General features: G+C 49.1%; 30 protein-coding genes and 2 tRNA genes. 21 read left to right on the forward strand and 11 right to left on the reverse strand.

Annotated features, from left to right (window positions below):
• Position 1: 1 nt before the first annotated feature.
• From P397_RS0102485 to P397_RS0102510, 6 genes are all read left to right on the forward strand, one after another.
• Positions 2–78: transfer RNA gene (locus tag P397_RS0102485), tRNA-Met, on the forward strand.
• 107 nt (positions 79–185) lie between these two features.
• Positions 186–632, forward strand: a complete 447-nt coding sequence (tsaE, locus tag P397_RS0102490) for a tRNA (adenosine(37)-N6)-threonylcarbamoyltransferase complex ATPase subunit type 1 TsaE (RefSeq protein WP_026831810.1) — start codon at positions 186–188, stop codon at positions 630–632.
• Entirely contained in the window at positions 629–1,282 is a 654-nt protein-coding gene (gene tsaB / locus P397_RS0102495; protein ID WP_028105504.1) for a tRNA (adenosine(37)-N6)-threonylcarbamoyltransferase complex dimerization subunit type 1 TsaB, read from the forward strand. Before tsaE ends, tsaB begins: the two co-directional genes overlap by 4 nt.
• Positions 1,275–1,733, forward strand: a complete 459-nt coding sequence (gene rimI, locus P397_RS0102500) for a ribosomal protein S18-alanine N-acetyltransferase (RefSeq protein WP_026831812.1) — start codon at positions 1,275–1,277, stop codon at positions 1,731–1,733. Before tsaB ends, rimI begins: the two co-directional genes overlap by 8 nt.
• Positions 1,730–2,737, forward strand: coding sequence for a tRNA (adenosine(37)-N6)-threonylcarbamoyltransferase complex transferase subunit TsaD (gene tsaD / locus P397_RS0102505; protein WP_026831813.1), 1,008 nt, complete (start codon positions 1,730–1,732; stop codon positions 2,735–2,737). Before rimI ends, tsaD begins: the two co-directional genes overlap by 4 nt.
• A gap of 31 nt (positions 2,738–2,768) precedes the next feature.
• The gene (locus tag P397_RS0102510; protein WP_026831814.1) at positions 2,769–3,338 is read left to right on the forward strand and encodes a hypothetical protein; all 570 of its coding nucleotides are present in this window, start codon (positions 2,769–2,771) and stop codon (positions 3,336–3,338) included.
• Positions 3,339–3,384: 46 nt separating this feature from the next.
• Here the strand turns inward: P397_RS0102510 and P397_RS0102515 are convergent, their stop codons facing one another.
• Positions 3,385–4,050 (reverse strand): haloacid dehalogenase type II, encoded by a 666-nt coding sequence (locus tag P397_RS0102515; RefSeq protein ID WP_028105505.1) that lies wholly within the window; start codon positions 4,048–4,050, stop codon positions 3,385–3,387.
• 163 nt (positions 4,051–4,213) lie between these two features.
• Between P397_RS0102515 and P397_RS0102520 the strand changes: the two genes are divergently transcribed.
• Positions 4,214–4,867, forward strand: coding sequence for a TVP38/TMEM64 family protein (locus tag P397_RS0102520; protein ID WP_028105506.1), 654 nt, complete (start codon positions 4,214–4,216; stop codon positions 4,865–4,867).
• An 18-nt stretch (positions 4,868–4,885) separates the two neighbouring features.
• On the opposite strand, the gene P397_RS0102525 is transcribed toward P397_RS0102520, so the two are convergent.
• The gene (locus P397_RS0102525; RefSeq protein WP_035414024.1) at positions 4,886–5,341 is read right to left on the reverse strand and encodes a flavodoxin; all 456 of its coding nucleotides are present in this window, start codon (positions 5,339–5,341) and stop codon (positions 4,886–4,888) included.
• 114 nt (positions 5,342–5,455) lie between these two features.
• A complete protein-coding gene (locus tag P397_RS0102530; protein WP_012371654.1) occupies positions 5,456–5,776 on the reverse strand; it encodes a winged helix-turn-helix transcriptional regulator in 321 nt (106 codons plus the stop codon).
• A gap of 183 nt (positions 5,777–5,959) precedes the next feature.
• Here P397_RS0102530 and P397_RS0102535 point away from each other — a divergent pair, with 183 nt between their 5' ends.
• Positions 5,960–6,358 (forward strand): DoxX family protein, encoded by a 399-nt coding sequence (locus P397_RS0102535; protein ID WP_026831818.1) that lies wholly within the window; start codon positions 5,960–5,962, stop codon positions 6,356–6,358.
• Positions 6,359–6,381: 23 nt separating this feature from the next.
• Positions 6,382–6,975, forward strand: coding sequence for a flavin reductase family protein (locus tag P397_RS0102540; protein WP_028105508.1), 594 nt, complete (start codon positions 6,382–6,384; stop codon positions 6,973–6,975).
• A gap of 67 nt (positions 6,976–7,042) precedes the next feature.
• Here P397_RS0102540 and P397_RS0102545 read toward each other — a convergent pair whose 3' ends face one another.
• Positions 7,043–7,435: a hypothetical protein gene (locus P397_RS0102545; RefSeq protein WP_026831820.1), complete on the reverse strand. Its 393-nt coding sequence runs from the start codon at positions 7,433–7,435 to the stop codon at positions 7,043–7,045.
• On the reverse strand, positions 7,435–9,336 hold the full coding sequence (locus tag P397_RS0102550) for an ABC-F family ATP-binding cassette domain-containing protein (RefSeq protein WP_026831821.1): 1,902 nt from the start codon (positions 9,334–9,336) through the stop codon (positions 7,435–7,437). The genes P397_RS0102545 and P397_RS0102550 overlap by 1 nt, the downstream gene beginning before the upstream one ends.
• Before the next feature lie 156 nt (positions 9,337–9,492).
• Between P397_RS0102550 and P397_RS0102555 the strand changes: the two genes are divergently transcribed.
• The 10 genes from P397_RS0102555 (at position 9,493) to P397_RS0102600 (ending at position 17,776) form a co-directional block, all read left to right on the forward strand.
• Entirely contained in the window at positions 9,493–10,152 is a 660-nt protein-coding gene (locus P397_RS0102555; RefSeq protein ID WP_026831822.1) for a redox-sensing transcriptional repressor Rex, read from the forward strand.
• Entirely contained in the window at positions 10,152–10,355 is a 204-nt protein-coding gene (locus P397_RS0102560; RefSeq protein WP_026831823.1) for a twin-arginine translocase TatA/TatE family subunit, read from the forward strand. The genes P397_RS0102555 and P397_RS0102560 overlap by 1 nt, the downstream gene beginning before the upstream one ends.
• Before the next feature lie 7 nt (positions 10,356–10,362).
• Positions 10,363–11,142: a twin-arginine translocase subunit TatC gene (gene tatC, locus P397_RS0102565; RefSeq protein WP_028105509.1), complete on the forward strand. Its 780-nt coding sequence runs from the start codon at positions 10,363–10,365 to the stop codon at positions 11,140–11,142.
• Between the two features lie 107 nt (positions 11,143–11,249).
• Positions 11,250–11,322, forward strand: a tRNA-Ala gene (locus tag P397_RS0102570).
• A gap of 251 nt (positions 11,323–11,573) precedes the next feature.
• Entirely contained in the window at positions 11,574–15,317 is a 3,744-nt protein-coding gene (locus tag P397_RS0102575; RefSeq protein WP_028105510.1) for a S8 family serine peptidase, read from the forward strand.
• 170 nt (positions 15,318–15,487) lie between these two features.
• The gene (locus P397_RS17945) at positions 15,488–15,646 is read left to right on the forward strand and encodes a hypothetical protein (protein WP_014971497.1); all 159 of its coding nucleotides are present in this window, start codon (positions 15,488–15,490) and stop codon (positions 15,644–15,646) included.
• 162 nt (positions 15,647–15,808) lie between these two features.
• Positions 15,809–16,285, forward strand: coding sequence for a hypothetical protein (locus P397_RS0102585; RefSeq protein WP_028105511.1), 477 nt, complete (start codon positions 15,809–15,811; stop codon positions 16,283–16,285).
• 22 nt (positions 16,286–16,307) lie between these two features.
• Entirely contained in the window at positions 16,308–16,769 is a 462-nt protein-coding gene (locus tag P397_RS0102590) for a hypothetical protein (RefSeq protein WP_028105512.1), read from the forward strand.
• 18 nt (positions 16,770–16,787) lie between these two features.
• A complete protein-coding gene (locus P397_RS0102595; protein ID WP_028105513.1) occupies positions 16,788–17,264 on the forward strand; it encodes a hypothetical protein in 477 nt (158 codons plus the stop codon).
• 26 nt (positions 17,265–17,290) lie between these two features.
• Positions 17,291–17,776, forward strand: coding sequence for a hypothetical protein (locus tag P397_RS0102600; RefSeq protein WP_028105514.1), 486 nt, complete (start codon positions 17,291–17,293; stop codon positions 17,774–17,776).
• A gap of 248 nt (positions 17,777–18,024) precedes the next feature.
• Here the strand turns inward: P397_RS0102600 and P397_RS0102605 are convergent, their stop codons facing one another.
• From P397_RS0102605 to P397_RS0102620, 4 genes are read right to left on the reverse strand one after another with little or no spacing between them, the layout of a single operon-like run.
• A complete protein-coding gene (locus tag P397_RS0102605) occupies positions 18,025–19,032 on the reverse strand; it encodes a FecCD family ABC transporter permease (protein ID WP_026831831.1) in 1,008 nt (335 codons plus the stop codon).
• Positions 19,029–20,075 (reverse strand): FecCD family ABC transporter permease, encoded by a 1,047-nt coding sequence (locus tag P397_RS0102610; RefSeq protein ID WP_051523867.1) that lies wholly within the window; start codon positions 20,073–20,075, stop codon positions 19,029–19,031. The genes P397_RS0102605 and P397_RS0102610 overlap by 4 nt, the downstream gene beginning before the upstream one ends.
• Positions 20,076–20,099: 24 nt before the next feature.
• Positions 20,100–21,011 (reverse strand): iron-hydroxamate ABC transporter substrate-binding protein, encoded by a 912-nt coding sequence (locus tag P397_RS0102615; protein ID WP_026831833.1) that lies wholly within the window; start codon positions 21,009–21,011, stop codon positions 20,100–20,102.
• A gap of 3 nt (positions 21,012–21,014) precedes the next feature.
• A complete protein-coding gene (locus tag P397_RS0102620; RefSeq protein ID WP_028105515.1) occupies positions 21,015–21,806 on the reverse strand; it encodes an ABC transporter ATP-binding protein in 792 nt (263 codons plus the stop codon).
• Between the two features lie 183 nt (positions 21,807–21,989).
• On the opposite strand from P397_RS0102620, the gene P397_RS0102625 reads away from it, so the two are divergent.
• Both P397_RS0102625 and P397_RS0102630 read left to right on the forward strand, forming a co-directional pair.
• A complete protein-coding gene (locus P397_RS0102625) occupies positions 21,990–23,048 on the forward strand; it encodes an NAD(P)/FAD-dependent oxidoreductase (RefSeq protein ID WP_028105516.1) in 1,059 nt (352 codons plus the stop codon).
• 157 nt (positions 23,049–23,205) lie between these two features.
• Entirely contained in the window at positions 23,206–24,501 is a 1,296-nt protein-coding gene (locus P397_RS0102630; RefSeq protein ID WP_028105517.1) for a cation:dicarboxylate symporter family transporter, read from the forward strand.
• Between the two features lie 313 nt (positions 24,502–24,814).
• Here P397_RS0102630 and P397_RS0102640 read toward each other — a convergent pair whose 3' ends face one another.
• Together P397_RS0102640 and P397_RS0102645 are read right to left on the reverse strand one after the other, a co-directional pair.
• Positions 24,815–25,048: a DUF4305 domain-containing protein gene (locus P397_RS0102640; RefSeq protein ID WP_026831839.1), complete on the reverse strand. Its 234-nt coding sequence runs from the start codon at positions 25,046–25,048 to the stop codon at positions 24,815–24,817.
• 21 nt (positions 25,049–25,069) lie between these two features.
• Positions 25,070–25,762: a CPBP family intramembrane glutamic endopeptidase gene (locus P397_RS0102645; protein ID WP_026831840.1), complete on the reverse strand. Its 693-nt coding sequence runs from the start codon at positions 25,760–25,762 to the stop codon at positions 25,070–25,072.
• Positions 25,763–25,905: the final 143 nt, after the last annotated feature.

Raw genomic sequence — 25,905 nt, forward strand, 5'->3', positions numbered from 1 at the left:
TCGCGGGGTGGAGCAGTCTGGTAGCTCGTTGGGCTCATAACCCAAAGGTCGTCGGTTCAAATCCGGCCCCCGCAACCAATTTTAAACTTAACTTCAACTTTACTACGAAACGTTCAGCGTTTCGTATTTTTTTTTGCCTTTTTTGTTCGGTACAATGGAGTAAGAGAAAAGGAGGAGGGACACAGATGATGAAACTTGAAATGACGAACCTCGAACAGACGACGGCGCTTGCCGTTGAACTGGGGCACCGTGCCTTCAAAGGGATGGTCGTGACGCTCGACGGGGACTTGGGGGCAGGAAAGACAACCTTCACCCAAGGATTCGCCAAGGGGTTGGGTGTGACCCGAAACGTCAACAGTCCGACGTTTACGATCATGAAGGTCTATACTGGACGATTGCCGCTTTACCATATGGATGTCTACCGTCTCGAAGGCGGAGATGACATCGGTCTTGAAGAATATTTGAATGGAGATGGTGTCGCTGTCGTCGAATGGTCGGAATTGATTGCTGATGTCCTTCCACCGGAACGCCTTGCGATCACGATTGAACGGACAGGCGATGACTCACGTCGTTTTTTGCTTGAACCAATCGGTGAACAGTACATCAAGATATGTGAGGGGTTATATCCATGAAAATCGTAGCGATTGATACATCGACGAAACAACTGTCTGTTGCGTTATCGGACGGGAAACAGATCTTGGCAGAAGCCTCTTATGTGACCTCGTTGAACCATGCAACAAAATTAATGCCTTTGCTTGAGCGCATGATGCAGGAAGTCCGCTGGTCGCCGCGCGATTTGACCCGTGTCGTCATTGCGGATGGACCCGGTTCGTATACCGGTCTCCGGATTGGAGCAACAACGGCCAAGACGTTAGCCTATACACTCGGAATCGAACTGGTTCCTGTGTCGACGCTTGAACTGATGGCAGCATCCGCCGGCTCGACCGGTCGGATCGTAGCGATTCAAGACGCCCGCCGCGGAACAGGATTCGTTGGTCTGTACGAAAACGGTCAATTGGTCGGAGAAGAGCAACATACATTGGTCGCAGATTTCGTCAAAAACTTGCCGACGGATACGAAAGTGACGGGGGATACGGACAAGTTCGGATCGGAACTGGAACCGTTCGCCATCGTTGATCCGGCATTCCGCGCTCCACGTGCCGGTGTTCTGGCATTGCTTGGCGCAACACGGCAATCTGTCGAGACTCATGCCTTTGAGCCGCGTTACCTTCGTCTCGCGGAAGCGGAAGCCAAATGGATTGAGGCACAACGTCATGAGTGACGTCTTGATTCGAAAAATGACGGTCGCTGACGCACCCGGCGTTCATGCCGTGGAACGGGAGTCCTTTGCGACGCCGTGGACACTGGAAGCATTTGTAGCGGAGATGACGCAAAATCCGAATGCCTATTATTTGGTCGCAGAAGCAGAAGAAATCATCGGATTTGCCGGACTGTGGCATATTGCGGATGAGGGCCATATCACGAACGTTGCCGTCAAACGGGCAACACGTGGCATGGGAATCGGAGAAGCTCTGCTCGTTGCGTTGATCGCGGAAGCCAAACAGCTTGGGTTACGGGCGATGACACTCGAAGTGCGTGTCTCGAATACACCGGCGCGGACCTTGTACGAAAAACTTGGTTTTTTATACGCCGGGACACGGAAACGTTATTATCAGGACAATAATGAAGATGCAGCCATCTATTGGTTGGAACTAGAAGGAGACAAGCTATGACACAACCGTTGATATTAGCAATTGAATCCAGTTGTGATGAGACAGCCGCTGCTGTCGTGCGCGGGGGGACGGATGTACTTTCGAATGTCGTCTCGTCTCAAATCGAGAGTCATAAACGTTTTGGCGGGGTCGTGCCGGAAGTTGCTTCCCGTCATCATGTGGAACGGATCACATATGTCATTGATGATGCCTTGACGGAAGCCGGCGTCACGATTGATGAGATCGATGCGATTGCCGTCACGGAAGGACCCGGTCTTGTCGGTGCCCTCCTCGTCGGTGTCAGCGCGGCCAAGGCATTGGCCTTTGCTCACAGTAAACCATTGATTGGTGTTCACCACATCGCGGGTCATATTTATGCCAATCGTCTTGTGCAAGAACTTCAGTTCCCGCTCGTCTGTTTGATTGCTTCAGGAGGACATACGGAATTGATTTATATGCCGGAAGACGGCGTCTACGAAGTAATCGGGGAAACCCGTGATGATGCAGCCGGAGAAGCGTATGACAAAGTGGCGCGGACCTTGAAGCTCCCTTATCCAGGTGGTCCCCGGATCGATCAACTGGCGCAAACAGGACAGGATACGTTCCATTTCCCACGGATTTGGCTCGAGAAAGAGTCATATGACTTTAGTTTCAGCGGCTTAAAATCCTCTGTCATCAATGCCGTCCACAATGCGGAACAACGGGGGGAAGTCATCATCCCGGAAGACTTGGCAGCCAGTTTTCAAGCGAGCGTCGTCGAAGTCCTCGTCACAAAAGCGATTCGGGCCGTCAAGGAAAAGGGCGGGACACAGCTGCTCGTTGCCGGTGGTGTTGCCGCGAACCAAGGGTTACGGAAAGGGTTGACCGAAGCCTGTCAACGTGAAGGGATCGAGCTCGTCATCCCGCCGATGCACTTATGCGGTGACAATGCCGCGATGATCGGAGCAGCAGCCATTCATCCATATCGGGCCGGCCGCCAATCGACACTTGCCATGAATGCCGAACCTGGGCTAGATTTAAAGTAAGGAATTCGAGAGACATGGGGGAAATAAGGGAATGAAAAAAGTCATCATCGCGTTATTAGGTGTACTCGTCATTGTCGCAATCGGTTTACAGATTCGGGAAATCGTCGATGCGTATCAAATCGCCTATAAAGAAGAGCTCGTACCAGATAAAAAAGCAGTTGAAGCGAATACGAAACAGCAGCCCCTGTACGAAATCGGTCGTGCGGAAGGTGAACAGACACGGATCGAGAAGCTGTATGCGTTTGATCAGACCGTCAACGGTGAACTAAAGAACGTGGTATTGGTCGACCGGAAATACGGTTTGACGAATAAAGCGAGTGATGACTTCTTTACGATCGCGCCAGGTAAGCCGGCGACGGATCAGGAAAAGAAATCCTTCCAACCGATGATCGACCGACTGGATGCCGAACAAATCCAAGCGGAGGTCATCTCGAAGCACCAGGTCGTGGCCAGTGAAAACAATAAAAAACGGACGTTGACGCTCTACAAAGTCTTTTATAAAGATACGGATCAAAAAGAATACCTGTTTTTCATCGAGAAAGACGGTGGCTTGAAGCTTGATCTCTTTAAAAGAGGATTCTCGCGTCTGGCGAACTATTAAAATAAGCGATGCTCTCCCAATATTCGTGGGGGAACATCGCTTGTTTTTATTTCCACTCCAGCAGACCGTTCAAATCATCGTAAATGCTGTCCGGATCGAGATTCAACTCTTCGACCGGCAGACCTGCCCGATTGATCCATGCTGTCCGAAAACCAAAACTTTTGGCACCGGTGATGTCCCAACCGTTCGACGACATGAACAGGACTTCTTCCCGCTTCAGCCCCAGTGTGTTGAGGGCATGCATGTAGGATGCCGGAGTCGGTTTATATTGTTTGATGTCATCAACGCTGATGATATGGTCGAACCATTCGGCCAGTCCGGACTGTTCCATCAACGGATCGAGCATATCGTGTGATCCGTTTGAGAAGACCGCCAGTTGTTTATCCCCCATCTGCCGGAGGACGGCATCGACTTCCGGGTAATGCTCGAGTTGCAAATAGACCTCCATCAAGTCAGCAATATGTTCTTCCGTGACATGCAGTTTGAGTTGTAGCAAGGCATACCGGAGCGCATCACGCGTTACTTGACTGAACGGAACGTATTGACCGTTCAACTGACGTAAAAACGAGTACTCGAGCTGCTTTTGGCGCCAGGCTTGGCTGATCGCTTCTCCATGTTCCGGATACAATTCTTCTGCTTTTACTTTGACGGAGTGGACATCAAATAAGGTCCCGTACACGTCAAAGACTAGGGCTTTAATCGGTTGTGTCATTCTGATCACCTTTCTGCTTTCCAGATTATTCTCTTTTAGCTAGTTCCCATAAAGCGTTACAGCTGAAACACCCATTTCAAGTGTAACCGGAGGCGTGACGCAAGTCGGATTCGGGAACTGATAGATAAGACCAGGGTCTACAGGAAAGGAAATGAGACATTTTATGACACGCCAACAAAAAATTATGCGAATTCTTCTGCTGGTCCTGATCATCAGCGGACTGATCTGGTTCAGCCGTGCCTATCTCGATATTAACCCGACAGATATCAAGGAGTGGATTTTATCGTTCGGAATGTGGGCGCCGATTCTCTATATTCTCCTCTATACGATCCGCCCGTTGATTTTCTTTCCGGCATCCGTCCTGTCGATTACCGGCGGACTGGCCTTTGGTGCCTGGATGGGAACAATCTATACAGTGATCGGAGCGACGCTCGGGGCGGTCGTTGCCTTTTTAGTCGCACGAAAGCTTGGAAGCGGACTGATCAAGGAGAAGGCGAATGCCGGAAAAGTGGAGCAGATTCAGCAGCAACTCGAAAAAAATGGATTTATCTATGTGTTGATTTTCCGTTTGCTTCCGATTTTCAACTTCGATTTGATCAGCTATGCAGCCGGACTGTCGAAAGTCCGTTTGCTGTCCTTTTTCCTAGCGACGTTGATCGGAATCATCCCCGGGACATTTGCCTATAATTTTTTGGGCAGCAGCATCGTCTCGAAGGATCCGCAAATCATCATCGGTGCGATTGTCGTCTTTCTTGTCTTGACGATTGTTCCTTGGTATCTCCAAAAACGCTGGAAAGCAAAAAAGAACCTCGGCTGAAGTCGAGGTTCTTTCCGGTTAAGCGTGAAGCCGTTGTGCCCGGACGAAAAATTCATTCGCAAACGTGCGACAGGCGGCTTGTTTCTCAGGTGTATCCGGATCAAACTCAATCTTCAGCCCGGGAACGACAATCGTCGCGCCCGCGGACGTGAGCGTCTGCTCCAACGTATCGACGGCTGCACAGTATTTGGGATAATCGAGGTCACCGGAGCCAAAGGCGGCAGCAGGTAAGCCGTTTAACGCACTTTCCCCCAACTCGTCGACGAAGTCTTCTGCTTCATACGGTAAATCGCCGTCCCCCCACGTGTAGGAGCCGAGTAAAACGGCATCATACTTGGAAAAGTCGGACGGGTATAACTGATCGAGCTCTTGTATGTGAACCGTACAGCCCTTGCGCTCGAGTTCCGACTGCAAGATCTGCACGATGTCTTCCGTGTTGCCGGACATGCTGACAAAACCAATCATGATGTTCATCTGAATCATCCTTTCTCCATAAGTGAACCTCTTCAGTTTAATTGATAATCGTTCTCAATGCAAAAAAAGAAATAAAAAAAGGCTCTCCACACGATTGGGAGAGTCTTTTTTGTGTCAGTCTTGGAGCTCGGCCCATTCTTCGATTGAACGAATGACAGGTTCAAGCTGACGACCTTTGTCAGTCAAACTGTATTGAATTTTAATCGGACGTTCCGGAATGACGGTCCGGATGACAATACCTTCCGCCTCAAGTTCCTTCATGCGCTCCGTTAACATACGACCAGATAACTCCGGAATCGCATCTTGAATTTCGTTGAAACGACAGGTCTTCGTCATCAGATGACGTAAAATCAAGCCCGTCCACTTCTTGCCCAAAATTTCAAAGGCATGTTCGACTTTCGGACAAAGGGCAGTCGGAATCAATGTCTCTTCCATCAGCACTCATCCTTTCTATACTTGTAGTATACCCGCTTCCACTAAAAAAATCGAATCATTTTACTTAATGTAACAAAAAGAACAAAAACAAATCTATTTACTTTTAGTAAGTGATGATTTATAGTCATATTTAGGTTACGAAAAGTAATTAAAAAACATTAAGTAAAAGGGGTTTTAATCAAGATGATGGATTTAGGATTATTTCTTATTCGATTGGTGATTGGATTAACATTTGCCGCACACGGGACACAAAAACTGTTTGGCTGGTTCGGAGGGCATGGCATTGCAGGGACGGGTGGCTGGTTCGAGTCGATCGGGATGAAGCCGGGTAAAACACTCGCAATTACGGCAGGACTGGCGGAACTCGTCGGTGGTTTGTTGTTTGCCGGTGGTTTGTTCTTATGGTTCGCTGCCGCCCTGATCATCGGATCGATGCTCATCGCAATCATCAAGGTCCACGGTCAAAATGGTTACTGGGTCACACAGAACGGGTACGAATACAACATGGCCCTGATCGTCATCGCCCTCGGCGTCGCATTGATTGGTGCTGGAGACTATTCGCTCGCAGCCATGCTCGGGTGATCAGAGAAAGCGGGTAATGAACAATGAAGTTTGATGCACAGTCACTCAGTCCAAAAGAAAATTATAAATTGTTGATCGGGAGCATCATCCCGCGACCGATTGCCTTCGTGACGACAAAAGGTGCGGACGGAACGATTAATGCTGCGCCGTTTTCGTTTTTCACGGTCGCCTCAAGCCATCCGCCGCAATTATTGATCGCAGTCCAAAAGACGGATCAAGGGGAAAAAGATACAGCCAAAAATATCTTACTCAATCAGGAGTATGTCATTCATATCGTCAGTGAAGAGATTGTCGAAGCGGTCAACGAAACGGCAGCCCCGCTCGCTTACGGTGAAAGTGAACTGGAGCGGACGAACCTGACGTTGATCGACAGCGATCTGATTGACGTCCCGGCAGTTGCCGAAGCGAAGATTCGCTTTGAACTGAAACTGACGCAACACGTTGAGCTGGAGGCAGCTGATTTATTGATCGGCGAAGTCGTACGGTATCACGTCGCAGATGAACTCGTGGACTCGTTCCGAATTGATGCCGACGGTTTAGGCGCAATTGCCCGTCTCGCCGGAAATGATTATGCGAAGATTGGTGACATCTTCACGATTGCGCGTCCTACGAAATAAGACAACGCGATACAAATAGACGAGAAAAGCAGATTCGACATCCGCTTTCCTCGTCTATTTTTGTTGCCTATTCCACTTTATGACGTTTGCTGTACTGGAAACCGTCCAGCAGATAAAACAACACGGCAAGGGCCCAGATCCCGACACAACTGATCAGAAACGCAACGAGCGGTGACACTGCTCCATAATACAGGATGATCATCGGATCATTGAGTTCAACGAATAATTGCGTCGTCAGGAGCGTACAGAATAAGCCGGACAACAGACTGATGAACAGACCGCTCCATGTCTGAATGACAAGACCGATCATACAGGAGATTAAGATAAACAACGGGTACACGGCATTTAATCCATCCGGACGGATGAAAACCGAAACGTAATCCGCATACATCGGGACAAAATAGAGTACACCGGACAATAGACCTTGAATGAGATTGATCAAGTAACTTTTCGAACGCATCAGTGGAACGACTCCCACTGTTCCATGAGCTCGAGTAAGTCGACATCAATCTGGTCGCGCTCCGCCGACAGGGCAGTCGCTTTCGGAATGTCATTAAAGACTTCCGGTTCGCACAACAGCTGTTCGATTTCGACCGACCGGTTCTCCAACCGTTCAATCTCTTGTTCCAGCTGTTCGAGTTGCTGTTTCTTTTTGCGTGCTTCTTTTTGGGCTTCCTTATCAATCGTCTTCGTCGATGCGACTTTGATTGCTTTCGCTTCTTCCGCTTCGAGGCGGGCGATTTCTTCCTTCTCGGCTTTTTTCTCCATGTAGTACGAGTAGTCGCCGAGGTAATCGGTCACACCATCGACACTCATCTCGATGACGCGGGTCGCGACCCGGTCGATGAAGTAACGGTCGTGGGAGACGAACAGTAACGTCCCTTCGTAATCGACGAGGGCATTCTCAAGCACCATTTTGGAGTCGAGATCCAAGTGGTTCGTCGGCTCATCGAGGACAAGGAGATTCGTTTTCCGTAATTTCAGCTTCGCCAGTGCCAATCGTCCGCGTTCGCCGCCGGATAATTCATGGACGAGCTTAAAGACGTCGTCTCCGCTGAAGAGGAATTGTCCGAGAACGGACCGGACTTCCTGTTCCCGCATCAACGGCCATTCGTTCCAAATCTCGTCGATGACCCGGTTGCGGTCGTTCAGTTCCGCCTGCTCCTGATCGTAGTAGCCGATCGAAACGCCGGTGCCAAAACGATAGTCACCGAACAGCGGTTTCAGACGACCGACGAGGACTTTCAGTAACGTTGATTTGCCGATTCCGTTTGGACCGACGAGCGCCAGCGACTCGGCACGTTGGAGACGGAACGTGATGTTTTTTGAGACAGCTTCTTCATAACCGACGGCAAGTTGGTTCACCTGCAGCACGTCATTGCCGCTTTGCTTTTCAATCGGGAACGACAGGACCGTACTGCGTTCGTCGCCGTCCGGTCGATCGATCCGGTCGACCTTCTCAAGACGTTTGCGGACGCTTTGCGCCCGTTTCGTCGTCGTCGCGCGGGCGATGTTACGCTGGATGAAGTCCTGCATCTTCGCGATGTCTTCCTGCTGCTGTTCAAACTGTTTCATTTCCTGTTCGTACAACGCCGCTTTTTGTTCGAGATACTTCGTATAGTTGCCGGTAAACTTCCGGGAGACGTTGCGGGACAATTCATAAACGACATTGACGACTTGATCGAGGAAATACCGGTCATGGGAGACGATCAGGACGGCGCCGCGGTAACCGGATAAGTAACTTTCGAGCCAAGACAGGGTATCGATGTCGAGGTGATTGGTCGGCTCATCGAGAATCAACAGTTCCGGTGCCTGCAGCAACATCTTCGCCAGGGCGAGACGGGTCCGTTGACCACCGGAAAGTGTTTGAATCCGGCGGGAATAATCGTCCGGATAAAAGCGCATCCCGTGTAAGACGGAGCGGATGTTGGCTTCAAACTGATAGCCGCCGGCTTCCGAGAAGTCGTGTTGTGCCTGATCGTAGGTTTTGAGCAACCGATCGTAGGCGACCGGATCATTCAAGATGTGCTCCATGCCCATCTCGATTTCCATCCGGCGTAACGCCCGTTCTTGATCCTGCAGGTGTTCGAAGACGGTCAGCATCTCGTTCCAAATCGATTCGTTGGACTCCAGTCCGCTGTCCTGAGCGAGGTAACCGATCCGGACTTCCTTGCTCTTCATGATTTCCCCGGAATCATGTGACAGCTCGCCGGCGATGATTTTTAAAAGTGTCGATTTTCCGGCACCATTTCGACCGACGAGGGCAATCCGGTCCCGTTCCTGTACTTCGAGTTTAATATTGTCTAAAATCGGCTCAACACCGAATGATTTTGAGAGTTGGTTTACTTGTAAGAGAATCATATCCATCCATCCTTCCACCCTTTAGTCTATCACGAAAAATCCTGCCGAATATAATATTTGTTACTCTATGTGAAGTGGTTTACAATCAAGGAGAGTAGAATTCTTTGCATTGATTTGGGTGCCACGTCAGAACGTGGCCGAAGGGGGAACTGCAGTATGAATGGGCCAGACACAAAAATACCACAAGCAACGGCGAAACGACTGCCGTTATATTATCGTTTCATCCAGAGTCTTTACAACTCCGGCAAGCTGCGCGTCTCGTCAGCAGAGCTCAGTGAAGCGGTCAAAGTCGACTCGGCGACGATCCGTCGTGATTTTTCCTACTTTGGGGCGTTAGGGAAAAAGGGGTACGGTTACAATGTTCAACATTTGTTAACATTTTTCCGAAAGACACTTAACCAAGACGAGGTCACGAATGTCGCCTTAATCGGGGTCGGACACCTCGGGACAGCGTTTGCAAATTATAACTTTTTAAAGAATAATAGTACTCGTATCGTCATCGCGTTTGACGCGGATGAGGAGAAGGTCGGAACGACGACACAAGACGTTCCGATTTACCACGTGTCAGATATGAAAGAACAAATCAAAGCGAACCATGTCGACGTCGCCATCTTGACGGTACCGTCCCAGTTCGCACAGTCAGTAGCGGACGAGTTAGTTGAGTATGGTGTGACCGGCATTCTGAACTTTACACCGGCACGATTAAACGTACCGGCCCATGTTCGGGTCCATCACATCGATCTGTCGATTGAGTTGCAGTCGCTTGTTTATTTCATGAAGCATTATTCGCAATCAGCTGAAGGAGTGAAATCATAATGGAAAACTTAATCCCGTTGACACTTGGTATCGGCCCGGGGAGCATCGCCTTGATTGGTGTCGTCGCCTTAATCATCTTCGGACCGAAGAAATTACCGGAACTCGGCCGCGCCGCCGGTCAGACGTTAAAAGAATTCAAGAGTGCGACAAACGGCATCATGGAAGATGATAAAGACAAAAAGGACGAAACGAAAGAGAAGTGAGTGAATCATGGCGATCGATCAAGAGCAGAGTATGACGACGCACTTAGATGAACTCCGGAAACGGATCATCTGGTCGCTCATCATCGTGGTGGTCATGTTCGCTGCAGCTTTTCCGCTTGTCCGTCCGCTTGTGCGTTTTCTGCAGGCTGACTTAAAGGAGCTTGGAATTGGTCTGAACGCTTTTAACGTGGCTGATCCACTGATGTTATATCTGAATCTTGCGTTCATCATCGCAATCGTCTTGGCGTCACCGTTTTGGATGTACCAGCTTTGGGCGTTCATCCGTCCCGGTCTGCATGACCAAGAACAAAAAGCGACGTTGACGTATATTCCAGTAACGTTCTTCTTATTTTTAGCTGGTGTTTCATTTTCTTACTTTTGGTTGTTACCGTTTTTACTTGAAGTATCGACAGAGCTCGGACAAGAGCTCGGCATCGAACAAGTCATCGGCGTCGAGAACTATTTCAGCTTTTTGATCCGCTTGACGATCCCGTTTGGAATACTGTTCCAACTGCCGGTCGTGACGATGTTTTTGACACGGCTTGGACTCGTGACGCCGTTCTTCATGCGGAAGAATCGGAAGTATGCCTACTTTGCGTTATTCGTCGTCGCGGCGTTGATCTCACCGCCGGACGTCACCTCGCATTTAATGATTTCTGTCCCATTGTTCGTCTTATATGAAATCAGTATCCTGATTTCAGCGCGGACGTATAAAAAAGTACTGATCTTGGAGCAACAAGCAGAACTGGAGCGACAGGCGGATTTGATGCGTGACTTAAATAAATAAGACTGAAACTCTCCTTGTCGAGGCGGCAAGGAGAGTTTTTTTGTAAGCGGTCTAATTTTATATTGAAAAAATGAACAGAAATGGTTATACTCTTAATAGAAACACACGGGGGCTTAGCTCAGCTGGGAGAGCGTTTGGCTGGCAGCCAAAAGGTCGTCGGTTCGAGCCCGATAGTCTCCATTCCGTATGTTCAAAAAACCCTTGGGAAACCAAGGGTTTTTTTTGTGTTTTCCTATAAGAAATCTTCTTAATAAAATAAGGGGAATATAGGGAGTTTGATACTTTTGATGACATAAACCAACAAATATTTTTAAAAAGAACCAAATTTAAATTGTATATTAAGAGAAACTTAATTAAACTAAAAATACAGAATTTTCGTTTAATATGTTTTTTAGGGTCACATTACATCTTTCGGAAAAGGGGAAAAACGAATGAAGAAGAAGATTGCATTGGTGGCAGCCGCCATCATGACATCTTCCAGCCTGGTTCATGCTGAGGGAAGTCTGTCATCTCAAGGGAAAGCAGACGTACAAAAGCCACAAGCACTCTCACTCAAGAAAACGGGGCAGGAAAAGTCATACAGTCAAAATGAGAAGGTCCGGATTGTCGTTGAACTGGATCAAAAAGCCGCAATCGAGCACGCGCAAGCTCAGAATAAACGTTACAGCGCGTTAAGCAACACGGAAAAAACGATTCTCAAGAATCAAATCGTCAACAAACAGAAGGAAGTCAAAGCTGCGATTGCACAACAAGACATCGCGGTTGCCTATAAGGAAAGCTTCACGACCGTGTTGAACGGGTTCAGCGGGGAAGTCAAATATGGTGAAATCAAGGAACTGAAGAAATTAAGCGGGGTCAAGAACGTACATATCGCACACGAATATGCGCGTCCGGAAGTCGAAAAGGGCGCAACGCCAAACATGTTACATAGTAAAGACATGGTTAATGCGAAGCAGACGTGGCAGGACTACGGGTATAAAGGGGAAGGCACGATCGTTGCCGTCATCGATACGGGAATCGATCCGACGCACAAGGACATGGTCCTCAGCCCGGAAACAAAAGTCGATTTGACGTCATCAAAAGTCGAAGGCTTTAAATCGTCAAAAGGACTAAAAGGAAACTACTTCACGGAAAAAGTACCGTATGGCTATAACTATGCGGATCATGACAGCGAAATCCGCGATCTCGGTCCGGGTGCTTCGATGCACGGGATGCACGTTGCCGGTACAGTCGGTGCCAACGGCGATGAAGCGAACGGTGGCATCAAAGGGGTTGCACCTGAGACACAACTTCTCGCGATGAAAGTATTCGGAAACGATCCGGGAATGCCGTCGACATTCAGTGACATCTACATCAAAGCAATCGATGATGCGATTGCGCTTGGCGCAGACGTCATCAACATGAGTCTCGGCTCAACGGCATCATTCGTCCAAAAAGATGATCCGGAACAAAAAGCAATCGTCAATGCGATGAACAACGGCATTTTGTGTGCGATTTCAGCCGGAAACTCAGCATTTGCCGGAAGCGGCGCCGGAAACCCGTACGCGTCGAATCCAGACGTCGGTGTCGTCGGTTCACCTGGTTTGATCAGCGAATCACTGCAAGTTGCGTCGGTTGAGAACACACAATTGACACTCGAAGGAATGGCGTTGACGGTTGACGGACAGGACGCCGGTTACCTCGCGTATCAAAAACAAGATTCACCGAATCCGATTACGGTCTTCGATAAAGAGAAGATGGATGTCGTCTATGTTGGCGATGGCAGTGAAGCGAACTATGCCGATAAAGACGTCAAAGATAAAGTCGTCTTCGTCGTTCGGAACGGCAGCTTCAACTACGGGATGATCCAGGCAGAAGCCGAAAAACAAGGCGCAGCCGGTGTCATCGTCCGCGGTCGGGTCGATCATGGCGATTATGTCAGCATGGCGCTTAATAAACCAACGATTCCGCTCGTCTCGTTAAGCATTGCCGACGGAAACGAACTCGAAGCAAAAGCCAAAGACGGCAAGGCGTTGACGGTGACGTTCGACGGCAAAGCGGTCTCCAGTCCGAATCCGGTTGCCGGCGAAATGTCCGACTTCACGTCATGGGGCGTTACACCGAACCTGGACTTCAAGCCGGAGATCACGGCACCAGGCGGAAAAATCTATTCGACGCTCAACGACAACGAATACGGCGTCATGAGCGGTACATCGATGGCAGCACCACACGTCGCCGGTGGGACGGCGCTCGTCATGCAACGGATCGACAAGGACTTTAAGGTCAGCGGTGCGACACGTGTCAAACTTGCGAAGACGATCCTGATGAACACGTCACGTCCGCAACTCGATAAAGGGAAGTACAATGCGGAAGCGAAAACCGGCAACTATTACTCGCCGCGTCGTGAAGGAGCGGGTCTGATGGACTTGCGTGCGGCGATGAAAACACCGGTCGTCGTGACGGAAACGAAATCGGGCGAAGGAAAAGCAGCCTTAAAACAAGTCGGTGACAAGTTCACCTTCACGTTAGATTTGAAGAACTACAGCAATGAGAAGTTAACGTACAAACTGGCCGGTACCGTTCAATCGGATCTTGCAGTTGAAGGTCAGAACCTCCTCGAGGCAAACGGTATCTTCAAAAAAGGAACCGTTGATGCAGTCGATGCCAACAAAGGCACGTTCCCGATCTCGTTCACGGTCGGTTCGAAGAAAGCAAGCTCGGTCGCGATCAATGCGAAGAGCACAACAAAAGTGAACGTCACAGTCGACTTAAAAGACACGGTGGATTGGGCGAACGGTGCACCACTCGACACGATCTTCGAAAACGGCTACTTCGTCGAAGGATTCGTCCGTCTCGTCGATGCCAACAGCAAAAACCCAGAGTTGACGGTTCCGTATGTCGGCTTTAAAGGGGCATGGGACAAAGCACCGATCGTGGATGCGCCGCTCTATGACGGCAACACATTCTACGGCATCACGGGTCTTGCGACAGAAGTGAAGGATGACTTCAACTTCCTCGGCACGAATGCGCTCGGTAAAGTCGTCAAAGAAAAAGTTTCGTTCTCTCCGAACGGAGACGGCAGCGCGGATGAGGCGTTCCCGGTTCTATCGTTCTTACGGAATGCGAAGAAAGTCGAGTATTCGATTCTCGACCGCAACCAGTCACCACTCCGTAAACTCGAAACTCAGTCGGATGTCGTCAAGAACTACTACGATGGTGGAGCGGAGCCAGGCTTTACGCCGGTGACGAACGCTGCGTGGGATGGAACGATCAACGGTTCAAAAGTCAAAGACGGTTTGTACTACTACCAAGTGAAATCAGTCGTCGATTACCCGAATGCGAAATGGCAGACCGCGACATTCCCGATCTATGTCGATACGAAAGTACCGGCTGCGACAGTCAAATGGGATGCTGACAAGAAGGCCGTCTCATGGACAGCCGGTGATCAAGGAACAGGTATCGCTTCATTTGATATTCTCGTTGATGGCAAAAGTGTCTTGAAACAGCCGCTTGCTCCGTCTGCTAAAAATTACACGCTGACGGATCTTCCGAGCCGCGCGAAAGTCACGTTCGTCGTCTCTGATTACGCGGGCAACATCGTCAAGAAAAACGTCAACACATCAGGCGTCGACAAAGCGGTGCCGAGTGTCCAAATCGACACACCGGAAGCACTCGCCTTAACGACGTCGCAACAAGTGACTGTAACAGGTAACGTTGCGGATGAGTCAGGCGTGAAGTCATTTAAAATCAACGGCAAATCCGTGAAATTACGCTGGGATGCCGCGCAACAGCACTATGCGTTCAGCCAGAACATCACGTATACGACAGACGGCGTGAAATCGTTTAAAGTCGAAGCGTATGATGGAAAAGGCAACCGTGTCGCTTTCAGCCGTCAAGTCATCATCGATTCGGAACGTCCGACGATCCGCGTGACGGCACCAACAACGGTTTCAAGCAAAACCAAAACAGCGAAGATGACAATCGTCCTGCGCGACAACTACGATGAGTTACGCTTTGATCTGAACGGCAATGCTGAATACCGCCGTTCGTTCAAAGAACCATACGAGATGCGTGCATTCAAGAAGACAATCAACAAAACCGTCACCTTGAAAAAAGGTCAAAACGTCTACAACCTGAAACTGACTGACTTAGGCGGCCATGTCGTCGAGAAGAAAGTTGTCATTACGAAGAAGTAATCCTTTTACGAAACAGTGCTTGGCAGGATGGAATTCCGTCCTGTCTAGCACTTTTTTTGCGTTTGGACACAAAACGTTTCCGTCTGAACTGCTGAGACGCCGCTTTGTGTGTTTATCAAGTTCCGGGAATGGGAAATTTCTTAGTAGGTTATTTTTGAGGGGGAACTACTATGAATCCATTCACAACGTTAATCGCCTTCATCGTCGGCTGTCTTGTTCTGTATCTCGGAATTCGTGATAAGAACGGTTGGTTGATCGGTGTCGCGATGATTCCGTTAGCCATCGTTGCCTATAGCGTCATTTACCTGATCATCCAAGTCTCGGCCTAGAAACTTCTTTTATAGAAGTTTCTTTTTTTTTGAAACATAACTGGTAAACTGTAAGTATATGACAGTATAGAACAACGAAAAGAAACGTGTGGCAGTTCGCTTGTGACACGGCCGGTATCACTAGCTACACTAGCGAAACAGGACTTCAAGGAGGAAAGACGGATGCAAACGGCAAAGGACGAACGATTACATGAACTGACGCTTGCCTATATCGACAAGAGTCAGCTGCAAAAAAACGGCTGGCTGATGGCTGCCGTGGCGGCGACGCTCGGCATCTTTTCGGAAACGATGGATTCCGCACTTTACTTCGGTCTGTTGCCGCTTGTGTATCTGATTTTTGATCTTCCGTTTCAGCTGGAAAAACGCAGGATTTTAGAACGGTATCTTTCAAAAGATCAGATCATGACACAATCGATGCTGTGGCTAGGCATTCAGATTGTGTTATATGGCACGCTGCTTGTCGTAGTACTTGAGACAAACGATCTCGGCTGGTGGAAGACGGCCTTTTGGATGGCATTGATTCTAGTGCCACTTTACTTTGCGACCGACTGGCTGTTTAAGAAAATGGCACGTTCAGGCGATCCTGACTTCGTCAGTGATCAGGAAGTGCATAAGCACGTGAAGTATCTGGAAGAATGACAGGCTTAAAGGAGAGAACATCATGCGTACGGCACGGGACGAACGGTTACACGAATTGACGCTAGCTTACATGGATAAGAATACCTTAGGGACAAAAATGATTTGGAGCATGTTACTATTCATCGGCGTCGGGATCCTGACAACGTTGTTTGACTCGAGTTTAATGGTATTACTGATCCCGGCAACTTACTTTTTGTTCGATTACCGGTATCAAGTCGAAAAGCGCCGGATTCTTGAATCCTATATCGGAGAAGAATTGGCAACCAAACAATGGCGTTTTTGGATCATCTATCAAGTCATCCTGTATACGATTTTTGTCGTCCTGATGGTAGCGACGATGGATCGTCCGTTTTGGCAGATGTGGTTGGCGCTTATGATCATCCTCATTCCACTCTATGCAATCTGTGAACGCGTGTATAAAAAAATCCAACTGCGTGATGATCCGGATTTTGTCAGTGATCAGGAAGTGTACAAAAATGTATAAAGTAGGAGCGAAAATTAAATGAATACATTGCTTGAAAAAAATGCACGGTTAAATCTGCTCGGACCACCGTTGAAAAAAATCCAATATTTGATTCCGATTCCTGTTTTAGTGGTCGCAGTCATCGGTTGGTTCATTCCGGATTTTTGGAAAACGGGACTGTTTACGTTATTTTCGCTTCCGTTACTTTGTCTCGGGGGCGTCGTCCGTGAAATCATGCGTCTGCGGATTTTAAAACGACGTCTGCCGGCTGAATTGTATCAAGAGACCGTCTTGAAGGTCGGTCGGGCTTCAATGATCGGCTATTTTGTGCCTGTGTTGTTGTTCTACGTGGGCTATCTCTTCCCGCAGTATTCAGGTGTCGCGTTTGCCATGATTCTGATCTGGGTGCTGGTAATTACGTTGTTTGTTTCCAAACTAAATGCGACGGCGAAACAACTGGATCCCGCCTTCGTGACGATGCGGGAGATTGAACAGTACCGGAAACCGGGAAATTAATTTAGCGATAAGGGGGAGGTCAGGGAATGGGTGAAATCAAACGGCAACTCACACTTGATTATCTGCGCTTCACGAAACGTGCCCGGCATGTCCAGACGGTATTTTTTCTACTCGTTTTGGTCGTCTTTTTGTTTCTAGCAGATGATTTAAACTTTTCCGAAGCCTCGATGCATTACTTTTTACTGGTCCCGGTCCTCGGCTACCAGTGGACCGTCCGCTTGTTGAAGTATCGTTACTTTACGAAACGATTTGACCGGATGGAAGTGTGGGACCATCTTGCCTTGCCGTACATCGTCATTACCATTAGCGAGTTGCTACTTGTCGTGGCATCCCAATTTCTAATTCCGTATGTGTCGCGACCAACGCTGATCGGCCCGATTCTTGTCTTTTTGCTGTCCGTCTTGTCACTCGACCGTCTCGTCGATTCGCGGATCAAACGACTGGATCCGACGCATCTGTCAGAACGCGAGCTGATTCTAGCGGAACGAGAAGCACGGCGCGTTAAATATTAAATAATAATGAACCGATACGTAAAAAACAACAGCGGCGAGAGGAAGTTAAAATTCCTCTCGCCGCTGTTGTTTTTTTAGAAATGATTTGATTTACGAGACTCCTGCAGGAAGAAACGCAAGGCAACTTGCGCTGTCAGAGACAAACAAGACCCGGTTTCCTGTCCAAATGGATAGGAAAACTGGCTTGTGTCTCGCCTGAGGAAAGCGAGTGAAACAAGAAATCATTTCTTGTTGGTTGATCAGTTTTCTTACTTTTTCAGAAGCAGATAAATAAAGTACGGTGCACCGATCAGTGCGACAACGATACCGGCCGGAACACCTTCCGGATCAGCGATGTTTCGTCCGATCGTATCGGCCAAGACGAGCAACCAGCCGCCGATCAACAGCGCAATCGGCAAGAACCATTGATGGCGCGGACCGACCAGGGCACGGGCGATATGCGGTGCCATCAAGCCGATGAAGGAAATCCCACCGGTGACGGAGACGGCGGATGCCGCGAGTGCGACTGCTGTCAGCAACAGTTGAATCCGTTCCTTCTCAATCGCGACCCCGACACCGATCGCGACCGGTTCGTTTAAAGCGAGCAGATTGAGTTTATTGGCTTTATACAGCGTAAACGGAATCAAGACGATCAGCCAGGGCAGCAAGGCGTAGACGAATGTCCAGTCCGTGCCCCAGATGTTACCGGCGAGCCATTTGGCGATGAAGTCGACTTTTTCACGTTTCGTCGATGAGATCAAGATGACCATGATACCGGACAAGGCCATCGAGAAGCCGACGCCGGTCAAAATCAGGCGGATCGGTTGCAAGCCGCGATTCCGGTCGTAAGAAAGCGCGTAAATGGCTACGGCCGTCACTAAAGCACCTAAGAAGGCCGCAACCGGTAATCCGTAGATAAATGAGCCGACATCAACCGGGAAATAGAGGAAGAAAATCGCCACCGCGACACCGGCTCCTGTATTGATCCCAATGATGCCGGGATCGGCCAGTTCATTCCGAGTGATACCTTGCAAAATCGAACCGGACAAGGCGAGCGCCATTCCCGCAAGTAAGGTAATGATAATTCGTGGCAGACGGAGCGAGAACAGAACAAAATCTTCTTTGAACGTCCCTTGACCGAATAACGTCGGCAACAAGCGGTCGTACGAGACGGATGCCGGACCAAGCCCGATACTGATGACGATCGTGCCGAGCAATAACACACTTAAAATGAAAAAGATCAAGCGTTGACGGCGACGTAAACGAGTTTCCATCATGAGAATGCGTGACCTCCTTTACGGACAATCAATAAGAAGAACGGTAAACCGAGCATCGAGACGATCGCGACGACTGGTGTCTCGTACGGCGCAAACAGCGTCCGACCGATCGTATCGGCAAGCAGCATGAACGTTGCTCCGAATACAGCCGTCATCGGCAGAATGTAACGGTAATCGGTCCCGACGATTGCCCGGACGATATGGGGAATCATCAATCCGATGAATGCCATATTGCCGACTAAGGCGACGGCAGCACCGGCAAGCAGGATGACGACGACGTACAAGACAGCTTTGATCCGGGTGATGTTTTGACCAAGACCAAGTGCGACTTCTTCCGACAGACTGAGAATCGTCAACTGACGCGAGAAAATCATCGCAATCACCGTCCCGATGACGATGACCGGCGTGATCGCTTGCAGTTGTCCCCACGTCGTGCCGACGAGTCCGCCTGACGTCCACTGAGAGACGTCCTGGGCAATCTTAAAGTAAATCCCGATTCCTTCCGCAATCGCGTACAAGAAGGCGGAAATCGCCGATCCGGCGAGGACGATCCGGAGCGGGGAGAAGCCGCCTTGGCGGGAAGCACCGATTCCGAAGACGAGAGCGGCACCGAGCGCAGCACCGATGAAGCAGGCGAGCATGATGCCGTAATAGTTGATGCCGGGAATGAAGACGATTGCTAAGGCAAGGGCCGCATTGGCACCGGCTGTTAGACCGAGCAGACCGGGATCCGCCAGAGGATTACGTGTCATCGCCTGCATGATGGCACCCGAGACGCCGAGTGCCGCACCGACGAGAATCGCGGCGAGTTCCCGGGGGAGACGAATTTCTTGAATGATTTTGGCTTTATCGTTGAGCGGACCAAACGTCAAGGCGTTCCAGACTTCACGGATTGACGTATCAGCAGCACCAAACGTCATCGAAATCCAAAACATGACGACGAAGAGGACCAGTCCGAATGAAATTTTTAATCCAAAGGGTAGTCGAGCGGATGACACAGGTATCGCCTCCAGTTTGTATGAATCCAAAAAAGGAGGGAGCATTGAGGCTCCCTCCTTTAGTATACGTTACGCGCCAAGGAAACTTTTCTTGAAGAACTCCAGTTGACGTTCCAATGTGAGTGGATCGTTGAAGTAAAATTCTTTTGAATCCACTTCGTAGACTTGCTTGTTCTTAACGGCAGGGATATTTTTGTATGTGTCCGTTTCTGTGAACGAGTTATCCGCTTCTGCTGTCTTGCTGAAGATCAGGTAATCGCCTGCATATTCAGGTAAGACTTCCGGTGATAACGCGTAGTAGCCGTCTTTTAACGCCATCTCTGTGACTTTTTTCGGCATTTTCAATTTCATCTCTTGGTAGAGGATTTCTGTGCCGCGGCCCCAGTTGTCGCCGAAGACGTAGAGTTGTTTGTCGAAGCTTTCGATGACAGAAACTGTCGCATCTTCACCGATTTTAGCTTTGATTTCTGTTCCGGCGTCTGCTGCACGTGTTTTGAAGTCTTTGACCCAGTCGCGTGCTTCTTGTTCTTTGTTGAGCAATTTACCGATTTCGATGTGTTGCGTCAAGTAGTCGACTTTGCCGTATGTGTACGTGACAGTTGGTGCGATTTCTTTGAACTTATCGATGTTTTTTGTCGTATCGTATCCGATGATGAGATCCGGCTCGAGTTCGATGACTTTTTCGACGTTTTCTTCTGAGATTTCTTGGACGTCTTTCAGGTCAAATTTCGGATTTGATTTTGACCACGAGTCGACACCGACGAGCGGTACGTCGAGTGCCATGACGTTGCCGGCGAAACCAGCCAGGACGACGACACGTTTTGGATCAGCCGGGACTTCGACGTCACCTTTTTCGGATTTATAGGTAATCGTTTCTTTTTTTGTATCAGCAGACGAGGTCTCTTCTTTTTTCTCCGTGTTGCCACAAGCGGCAATCACAAGCGTTAACAATAAAAGAACCGGTAATAAAAGTTTTTTCATGATTCAGTCTCCCTTAATTAAGTTGTAGGTGACACACATCGGTTTGTTCGTGCGCGGATCACGACCGATTTCGGCATCGATATGGAATACATCTTTGAGGACGTCTTTTGAGATGACTTCCTCACACGTTCCGGCTTTGACGACTTCGCCGTGTTTCATGGCGATGATGTAATCGGCGAAACGTGCCGCTTGATTTAAATCGTGTAACACCATCACGATTGTCCGACCTTCTGTCCGGTTGAGTTGTTCGAGTAACTCCAGGACTTCGAGTTGGTGGGCGAGATCGAGGTAGGTCGTCGGCTCATCGAGGAAGATGATGTCCGTTTCCTGCGCGAGGGCCATCGCAATCCAGACCCGTTGCCGTTGACCACCGGATAAGGCGTCGACCGGACGATGCTTAAACGCCATCGTGTCCGTCGCTTCCAGTGCCCAATCGATGATCTCGTAATCGTGTTTCGTTAAACGACCAAATCCTTTTTGATAAGGAAAGCGACCGTATGAGACAAGCTCTGCGACCGTCAGACCACTTGCGCTTTCCGGTGTCTGGGGCAGGATAGCCATTTTCCGGGCAAGCAGTTTTGTACTTTCCTTGGCAATATCGAGACCATCAAGTAACGCGCGTCCCGATTGATGGGGAATGATCCGGGTCATCGCTTTCAGTAACGTCGATTTGCCGCATCCGTTCGCACCGATGATCGTCGTGATTTTTCGATCAGGAATCTGAACCGTCAATTCCTTGACGATGGTACGATCTCCGTAACCAATACTGATATCTTCTGTTGCTAGACGTACCATAGACAGAGGCTCCTTCTCGTTTAAAGCTGTTATCATTGATAATGATTATCACTATCGTCCACCTAACCATAACAGTTTCATAAAAACGCTGTCAACATTTTTTCTTGTCTTCAAGAGATGTTCACGTTATCATTGGGAATGAGAATGATAATCAGTCGTGTTGAAGAGCGAGGAGTGAGTGAGATGGAGCAGCAGGAATTGTTCGATGTAACGGTAATTGGTGGAGGCCCGGCCGGGTTATACTCTACTTTCTATAGTGGACTACGCGGAATGAAGACGAAATTGATCGAATATCAGGCAGAACTGGGTGGGAAGATTCACGTCTATCCGGAAAAGATGATTTGGGACGTCGGGGGTCAGCCACCTATTACCGGTGCAAAGCTGATGGAACAGCTGGTCGAACAAGGCTTGACGTTTAATCCGAGCGTTCATTTAAACGAAAAAATCATCTCCATCACGAAGGACGTGTTCGGCAACTTCGTCTTGGAAGCGGAATCGGGGACGATTCATTATTCGAAAACGGTGATCGTTGCGGTTGGCGGCGGAATCCTCAATCCGCAGAAATTAAAGATTGAGGGCGCGGAACGGTACGAGGTGTCGAACTTGAACTACACCGTCAAATCGATTGAACGGTTTAAAGACAAAACCGTCATCATTTCCGGCGGCGGTAACTCGGCGATCGACTGGGCGAATGAACTGGAACCGGTCGCGAAAAAAGTCTATGTCACATACCGAAAAGACTGTTTCACGGGGCACGAAGCGCAAGTTGAGCAACTCGTGAACAGCTCTGCCGTTTGTCTCTTGAATACGACGATCCATAAATTAATTGCCAGTGACGACCATCACCGGATTGCCTCGGTCGAACTGATTGATTGTGCTACAAGCGAGACGGTGGCTTTGGAAATTGACGAGGTCATCATCAACCACGGCTACGAACAGGATGCCGAGTTACTTTCGAACTGCGATCTCGATTTGCAGCAGGTCGACGATTTTTATATCGCCGGAACAACGTCGAGTGAATCGAGTGTGCCCGGCTTGTATGCAGCAGGTGATATCTTATCCCACGACGGGAAAGTCCACCTCATCTCGGGGGCGTTCCAGGATGCGGCGAATGCCGTCAACCGGGCGAAAAAATTCATCGAACCGGACGCAGCAAAAGTCGCGATGGTTTCTTCCCATAATGAAGTCTTTAAAAAACGGAACCGTGAACTGATTCAGGAAATGGTCAATCAAAACCGCTAAACTAAGTGAAAATTGTATGGATGGCTTCTGTTCTTCGGACGGAAGCCATTTCTTTTTTTGTATTGTGCTATAACAGATGGGTTTGACAACGCTCTGTCTTTAGGACAAAATGCTCTTATTGTGTTTTTTTTAATTGCAAGATGTAGGAGGAATAATTATGGCAACAACAAAACGCAAGCCCATTGGTTTGGCTTGGCAGATTTTAATCGGATTGATTCTCGGGATCACTGTCGGCGGTGTCTTTTACGGGAATCCACACGTTGCGGAGTGGCTGAAGCCAATCGGTGACATCTTTATCCGAATGATGAAAATGATCGTTGTCCCGATCGTCTTTACGACAATCGTCCTCGGTGTTTCATCGGTCGGCAGTCCCAAAAGTCTCGGACGCCTCGGCGTCAAGACGCTTGGTTACTTTACGATCGTGACGATGATTGCGATCTTTACCGGATTGTTTGCAGCGAATCTCGTCGAGCCGGGTGCCGGCATCAACATGGCGACACTCGACAAGACAGACATCTCGACGTACGTGGAGACGGAAGAGACGACGCAAGATCAAGGGCTCGTTGAAAAAGTCGTCAACATCGTCCCGACAAACATCTTGGACGCGATGGTACGCGGGGATATGCTCGCGATTATCTTCTTCTCCGTTCTGTTTGGACTCGGTGTCGGATTTGCCGGTGAAAAAGGTTTACCGGTCGTCCGCTTCTTCGAAGGGGTCGCAGCCGCGATGTTCAATTTGGTCAACATCGTCATGAAGTTTGCGCCAATCGGTGTTTTCGCCCTGATTGGTGTCACGGTCTCGACGTTCGGGATCGAATCACTCGGTTCATTGTTCAAATTGATCGGAACGTTGTACGTGACGGCACTGCTGTTCATGGTCATCGTCTTTGGTTCCATCATGAAATGGGTCGGCATCCGCGTGTCGGATTTCGTTCGTGTCTTCAAAGATGAATTGCTCCTGACGTATTCGACGGCATCGTCGGAAACGGTCTTACCACGCGTCATGGAGAAGCTGGAAAAGATGGGAGTTCCAAAATCGATCGTCAGTTTCGTCGTTCCGACGGGTTATTCGTTTAACCTCGACGGTTCTGCACTTTATCAAGCCATGGCTGCTTTATTCATCGCGCAGATGTACGATATCAATTTATCGATCGGCACACAGTTGACACTCGTTTTCGTCTTGATGCTGACGTCAAAAGGGATGGCAGCTGTCCCTGGGGTTTCGTTTGTCGTCTTACTGGCGACACTCGGGACAGTCGGAATCCCGCCTGAAGGTCTGGCCTTCATCGCCGGAATCGACCGGATCATGGATATGATGCGTTCTGTCGTCAACGTAACAGGCAATACGCTCGCGTCACTCGTCATCGCGAAATGGGAAGGGGTCCTCGACTCCGATCAACTCGATGCGTTCATGTCGACGGAAGGTAAGAAGGATCAAATCAAGAGTGCCTAATAGAGGACAGCAGACCAGATGAATCGTCATCTGGTCTTTTTTGTTGTTTCGGAAATGGGAGGACATGATCTATTAGTGCTGGACGCGGTATCGTGTTTGTCACGCCCGCTTTTCTCGGGCGGAACGCAAGCCGCGGTCGTCTCTGACGACCGGGTCTCGCCTGTTCCTGACGGAAGCGGTGCTTCCTTTTCCCGTAGAAGTCGGGCGATGAACACACAACACCTTGCCATTAGCCTCTCATCATAAAGGCTTTTGAAACTATGTAATGAGACAAAAAATGAGATCCCCGATTCCTCGGCGATCTCATTTTGCATTATTTCTTGTCGTCCTTTTTTTCCTGTTCTTTTTTGATCATCTTCTTGGCTGCCATTCGGAAGCGGAAGATGAGGTAGAGACGGTAAAAGTCGACGGCTGCGAACAGCGTCAAGAGGATCGTCCAGAAGTTGAAGACGGTTCCTGCCTCGATCGAGTTGCTGTACGCGAGGTACATGAACAGAATACCGAAGATGGCATAGAAAAATGCCATGAAGTTTGAACCTTGTCGCATGAAAACACTACCTTTCGTTAATTAAGTCGTTGCGTAAAGTGCAAGTACGACGATGCCGTTATTAAAGACATGGATCGCGATTGGAGCGATGATGCGGCGTGTCTTGACGAAGACGAGCGAGAAGACGAAACTCATCGCGACGTAAATCAAGAACTTGTTGTCGCCGTGGATCAGACCGAAGATGATTCCACTGAGCACGAAGCTGAAGATGAAGTTCAGTTTCGTCGACAAGTTTCCGAACATGATGTGGCGGAACAGAAACTCTTCCATGATCGGACCAAGCAGGACGACCATCAGTTGGAGAATCGGAATGACCTGGATCGCTTTCATAATGTCATCCGTATTTTGTGATTTCGCGATGTTTTCAATCCCACCGGACAACCAGGCATCAATCAAGTTGACGCTGATTAAAGAGACATACAGTAAGACAATCCCGATTCCGATCCACTTTAACGTATCCATCGTATCGGTTTGATTGCCCTCTGCTTTCCACTTCTGCCAGTCAGGACGTAGACAATAGAAGGAAACGATGACGGCTACGGTAAAACCAATCGCGAGCCACCAACCGAGAACACTCGGAATTTGGCTTTTTGACAGGAAACTCGGAAAGGTTGCTGGGACAAGTTGCACGATTAAATAAATCACAATCGGAATGATGTGACGGATTTGCCACTTCTCTGCCATGTTGAACGGCAGATTGACGGAATTTTTCATCTGTCGGGAAACAACTCCTTTGTAATGAAGGTACTGTCCCGATTGTAACAAACAAACCGACCGGGCGCACGAATGGTGATGGTTCAAAGATGTCGATTTCGGGAAAACGGATAAGGGTTCGGGCTTGAATTCCAACTGGAAAC

The organism is Exiguobacterium undae DSM 14481 (assembly GCF_000620805.1).
Lineage (GTDB): Bacteria > Bacillota > Bacilli > Exiguobacteriales > Exiguobacteriaceae > Exiguobacterium_A > Exiguobacterium_A undae.

Coding starts and splice junctions, on each gene's coding strand:
- tsaE (WP_026831810.1), top strand. CDS start 186: ATGATGAAACTTGAAATGACGAACCTCGAACAGACGACGGCGCTTGCC.
- tsaB (WP_028105504.1), top strand. CDS start 629: ATGAAAATCGTAGCGATTGATACATCGACGAAACAACTGTCTGTTGCG.
- rimI (WP_026831812.1), top strand. CDS start 1,275: ATGAGTGACGTCTTGATTCGAAAAATGACGGTCGCTGACGCACCCGGC.
- tsaD (WP_026831813.1), top strand. CDS start 1,730: ATGACACAACCGTTGATATTAGCAATTGAATCCAGTTGTGATGAGACA.
- P397_RS0102510 (WP_026831814.1), top strand. CDS start 2,769: ATGAAAAAAGTCATCATCGCGTTATTAGGTGTACTCGTCATTGTCGCA.
- P397_RS0102515 (WP_028105505.1), bottom strand. CDS start 4,050: ATGACACAACCGATTAAAGCCCTAGTCTTTGACGTGTACGGGACCTTA.
- P397_RS0102520 (WP_028105506.1), top strand. CDS start 4,214: ATGACACGCCAACAAAAAATTATGCGAATTCTTCTGCTGGTCCTGATC.
- P397_RS0102525 (WP_035414024.1), bottom strand. CDS start 5,341: ATGAACATCATGATTGGTTTTGTCAGCATGTCCGGCAACACGGAAGAC.
- P397_RS0102530 (WP_012371654.1), bottom strand. CDS start 5,776: ATGGAAGAGACATTGATTCCGACTGCCCTTTGTCCGAAAGTCGAACAT.
- P397_RS0102535 (WP_026831818.1), top strand. CDS start 5,960: ATGATGGATTTAGGATTATTTCTTATTCGATTGGTGATTGGATTAACA.
- P397_RS0102540 (WP_028105508.1), top strand. CDS start 6,382: ATGAAGTTTGATGCACAGTCACTCAGTCCAAAAGAAAATTATAAATTG.
- P397_RS0102545 (WP_026831820.1), bottom strand. CDS start 7,435: ATGCGTTCGAAAAGTTACTTGATCAATCTCATTCAAGGTCTATTGTCC.
- P397_RS0102550 (WP_026831821.1), bottom strand. CDS start 9,336: ATGATTCTCTTACAAGTAAACCAACTCTCAAAATCATTCGGTGTTGAG.
- P397_RS0102555 (WP_026831822.1), top strand. CDS start 9,493: ATGAATGGGCCAGACACAAAAATACCACAAGCAACGGCGAAACGACTG.
- P397_RS0102560 (WP_026831823.1), top strand. CDS start 10,152: ATGGAAAACTTAATCCCGTTGACACTTGGTATCGGCCCGGGGAGCATC.
- tatC (WP_028105509.1), top strand. CDS start 10,363: ATGGCGATCGATCAAGAGCAGAGTATGACGACGCACTTAGATGAACTC.
- P397_RS0102575 (WP_028105510.1), top strand. CDS start 11,574: ATGAAGAAGAAGATTGCATTGGTGGCAGCCGCCATCATGACATCTTCC.
- P397_RS17945 (WP_014971497.1), top strand. CDS start 15,488: ATGAATCCATTCACAACGTTAATCGCCTTCATCGTCGGCTGTCTTGTT.
- P397_RS0102585 (WP_028105511.1), top strand. CDS start 15,809: ATGCAAACGGCAAAGGACGAACGATTACATGAACTGACGCTTGCCTAT.
- P397_RS0102590 (WP_028105512.1), top strand. CDS start 16,308: ATGCGTACGGCACGGGACGAACGGTTACACGAATTGACGCTAGCTTAC.
- P397_RS0102595 (WP_028105513.1), top strand. CDS start 16,788: ATGAATACATTGCTTGAAAAAAATGCACGGTTAAATCTGCTCGGACCA.
- P397_RS0102600 (WP_028105514.1), top strand. CDS start 17,291: ATGGGTGAAATCAAACGGCAACTCACACTTGATTATCTGCGCTTCACG.
- P397_RS0102605 (WP_026831831.1), bottom strand. CDS start 19,032: ATGATGGAAACTCGTTTACGTCGCCGTCAACGCTTGATCTTTTTCATT.
- P397_RS0102610 (WP_051523867.1), bottom strand. CDS start 20,075: ATGCTCCCTCCTTTTTTGGATTCATACAAACTGGAGGCGATACCTGTG.
- P397_RS0102615 (WP_026831833.1), bottom strand. CDS start 21,011: ATGAAAAAACTTTTATTACCGGTTCTTTTATTGTTAACGCTTGTGATT.
- P397_RS0102620 (WP_028105515.1), bottom strand. CDS start 21,806: ATGGTACGTCTAGCAACAGAAGATATCAGTATTGGTTACGGAGATCGT.
- P397_RS0102625 (WP_028105516.1), top strand. CDS start 21,990: ATGGAGCAGCAGGAATTGTTCGATGTAACGGTAATTGGTGGAGGCCCG.
- P397_RS0102630 (WP_028105517.1), top strand. CDS start 23,206: ATGGCAACAACAAAACGCAAGCCCATTGGTTTGGCTTGGCAGATTTTA.
- P397_RS0102640 (WP_026831839.1), bottom strand. CDS start 25,048: ATGCGACAAGGTTCAAACTTCATGGCATTTTTCTATGCCATCTTCGGT.
- P397_RS0102645 (WP_026831840.1), bottom strand. CDS start 25,762: ATGAAAAATTCCGTCAATCTGCCGTTCAACATGGCAGAGAAGTGGCAA.